Here is a 3,290-nt window from a genome sequence, read left to right as displayed (position 1 = left end):
TAATGCGTAACCCCTGTTTAGAGCAAACGATGAGCTAGATAGGTCGGGAGAATTTGGTAACTTTGTCCTTGTCTCGTAGATTGGGGCAAATTGTATAGAAAGATATGAGAAGTGTAACGATACTTGGCTCTACTGGTTCCATTGGCACGCAGGCCCTTGAAGTGGTGGAGCAACATTCTGACCAACTAAGGGTACACGCCCTAGTGGCCAATAATAGTGTGGATGCCTTGGTAGAGCAGGCAAAGAAGTTCAACCCCGCAGTAGTCGCTATTGGCAATAAAGCACACGAAAAGGAGCTGAAGAAAGCCCTCAAGGGGCTAGATATTGAGGTACTAGCAGGAAGGGAGGCGATCGTAGAGCTAGCAGGATCAATTGATGCCGATATGGTGCTGACCGCTATGGTAGGTTTTGCCGGGCTAGAGCCCACCATCAGTGCCATAGAGAGTGGTCGTACCATTGCCCTTGCCAATAAAGAGACTCTGGTGGTAGCAGGTGAATTGATCAAGCAACTTTGTCGGCAGCATGGGTCACTAATCCTCCCTGTAGATTCGGAGCACTCCGCCATCTACCAATGCCTGCAAGGGGAGCAGATGAGTGCGGTGGAGAAAATCTATCTCACCGCTTCGGGTGGCCCCTTTGTGGATCTGCCCAAGGAAGCACTTCGGGAGGTGACCCCCGAGATGGCTCTAAAGCATCCCAACTGGAATATGGGACCTAAGGTGACCATTGACTCCGCCACTATGATGAATAAGGGGCTGGAGATGATTGAGGCACACCACCTATTCAATGTACCTGCTAGTGCTATTGAGGTAGTGGTGCACCGCCAAAGTATCATCCACTCTATGGTGGGCTACCGAGATGGCAGCATCAAAGCACAGCTCTCCTACCCCGATATGCGGCACCCTATTGCCTACGCCTTGCTTTATCCGCAAAGGCTAGAGGGAGCTCGCCCACTACTCACAGTGGAGCAGATGAGCCACCTCACTCTGGAGGCACCACGCCGAGACGACTTCCCTTGCCTCTCACTTGCTTACGAGGCTCTTGAAAGGGGAGGCACTAGTCCTTGCACCATGAATGCAGCCAATGAGGTGGCGGTAGAGCGCTTTTTGCAAGGGAAGATACGATTTACAGACATTCCACGCATCATCAAGCATACCATGGAGGTGGCTCCTGAGCGAAATGCCTCTAGCCTAGCAATCCTTGCGGAGGCAGATGGCCAAGCAAGAGCCATTGCACAAGCGTGGTACGAAGGGATTTAGATTAAAAATATGGGGATACTACTAAAAGTAATACAGCTACTATTAGCTCTATCCATACTGGTAACGGTGCATGAGTTGGGGCACTTCCTCTTTGCTCGCCTTTTCAAGATCAGAGTGGATAAGTTTTTCTTATTCTTCGACGTAGGGGGCAAAGCACTCTTTCGGTTCCGTCCGAAGCGAAGCGAGACAGAATACGGTGTGGGCTGGTTGCCCCTCGGCGGTTACTGCAAAATCAATGGCATGGTGGATGAGTCTCTGGCTCTAGAGGGGCTAGAGAGTGAGCCAAAGCCTTGGGAATTTAGGAGCAAACCGGTGTGGCAAAGGTTTCTCGTTATGGTGGGGGGTGTACTCTTTAATGTGCTACTAGCCATGCTCATCTATGGTGGCATTGCCTACCATTGGGGCGTGGAGAAGCTACCGATGAAGGAGGTGGATAGCTGCTTGAAGTACTCCAGCGTAGGGCATCAAATGGGATTGCAAGATGGCGACCTCCCGGTAGCAGTAGATGGCAAAGAGCTCGCCTACTTTGAGGGCTCCATTCTGCAAGAGATTGCCAATGGGGAGACCCTCACCGTGGAGCGTGAAGGCAAGCGGGTAGAGGTGGCCATTCCTGTGGACTTTATGAGGGCAGTATTGGTGAGCAAAGAGCCCTTTTTCGCCATGGATCTACCGGCTCGCATCGATTCCATTGTGCCGAGTAGTGCGGGGGCTGCAGCAGGGCTTCAGCGTGGTGATGAGATTATGGCAATCAATGGCGAAGCGATGAATCGGCTTTCCCTGGTACTCCCCAAGATCAAGGAGCTGAGAGGGGATACCATCTCCCTCTCTATCATACGCGGAGGTGCTCAAAAAGAGATTCGTAGCTACGTAGATAAGGAGCAAGGGATTGGTATCGCTTTTACGCCCCCAACGAAACTATTCAAGACCGAAAAACTAGAGTACGGACTATTGGAGTCGATCCCAGTAGGAGTGCGTGAAGCGGGCAAGCAATTGACTAACTACACCGACCAACTGAAGTATGTAGCCACTCCCGAAGGGGCACAGAGCCTTGGTGGCTTTGGCACCTTAGGAAGCCTATTCCCTTCCACGATAGATTGGCACGCCTTTTGGGCGATGACCGCTTTTCTCTCGGTGATATTGGCGGTGATGAATATCCTCCCTATCCCTGGATTGGATGGCGGCCACATTATGTTTTTAATCTACGAGGCGATCACCGGCCGAGCCCCCTCACTCAAGTGGCAGACGAGACTTCAGATATTTGGCATGATTTTATTGATCCTTTTGGTACTCTATGCCAATATCAACGATGTGATTAGATTTTTACTATAGGGAGGTCAAGTGGCGGTCAATAAAGCATTTGAAATAGTAGAGCAGAAGCTGGAGTTCACTACACTTCGGCACGACCTCTATGCCCTTTGCGATAACGAGGTGAGCCAATTCCTCACGAAGCAGATGGGCTTTATGCAGGCAGGCAAAGCACTTCATAGCCGATTGGAACAGCTCGGTGAGATGATCCAATTCACGGCTTCGGGTGTGGACATCCCTAGCTTTAGGTTTGGCCCGCTTAGAGATGCCCTCCGCTCTCTTCGTCCAGAGGGGAGTTACCTCGAGGTGGAGTCGTTGCGTCCGCTTCGGGAGCTACTCATTGCGGTAGTGGAGACGAAGAGGGCGTTGGCGGAGAATGAAGAGTACCCTAACCTCTCTGAGCTAGCCATGGGTTTGGACGATCTGGTGGACCTGAGACGGAGACTGCACAACCTGATTGATGATGCGGGGGAGATCAAGGATACAGCGAGTAAGGAGCTAAGGGCGATTAGGAGCGAACTGCGACAGTTACAAGGCTCTATCGGTCAAACGATGCAGAGCATCCTCAGAGAGGCCAAAGCAGCTGGTTGGGTGGAGAAAGATGCTACACCAGCTATGCGAGATGGTCGTTTGCTCCTCCCCATTATCCCTTCGGCAAAGCGAGAGATCGGTGGCATTGTGCATGAGGAGTCGTCCACAGGCCGCACGCTCTATATGGAGCCGGAG

General features: G+C 51.7%; 2 protein-coding genes and 1 pseudogene. All 3 read left to right on the top strand.

The genetic code is table 11. The annotated features are described in order from the left end of the window. Positions 1-104 precede the first annotated feature (104 nt). Positions 105-1,259, top strand: a complete 1,155-nt coding sequence (locus tag QVO39_RS01405; protein ID WP_021902706.1) for a 1-deoxy-D-xylulose-5-phosphate reductoisomerase — start codon at positions 105-107, stop codon at positions 1,257-1,259. A 9-nt stretch (positions 1,260-1,268) separates the two neighbouring features. Next, a complete protein-coding gene (gene rseP, locus QVO39_RS01400) occupies positions 1,269-2,588 on the top strand; it encodes an RIP metalloprotease RseP (protein WP_021902705.1) in 1,320 nt (439 codons plus the stop codon). Between the two features lie 9 nt (positions 2,589-2,597). Further along, positions 2,598-3,290 (top strand): annotated as a pseudogene (locus QVO39_RS01395) (endonuclease MutS2); the annotation flags it as partial.

It is taken from the genome of Porphyromonas sp. CAG:1061 (assembly GCF_000435035.1).
Classification (GTDB): domain Bacteria; phylum Bacteroidota; class Bacteroidia; order Bacteroidales; family Porphyromonadaceae; genus Porphyromonas_A; species Porphyromonas_A somerae.
The sequence above is the reverse complement of the archived record's forward strand: the minus strand, read 5'-3'. Positions and strand labels throughout refer to the sequence as shown.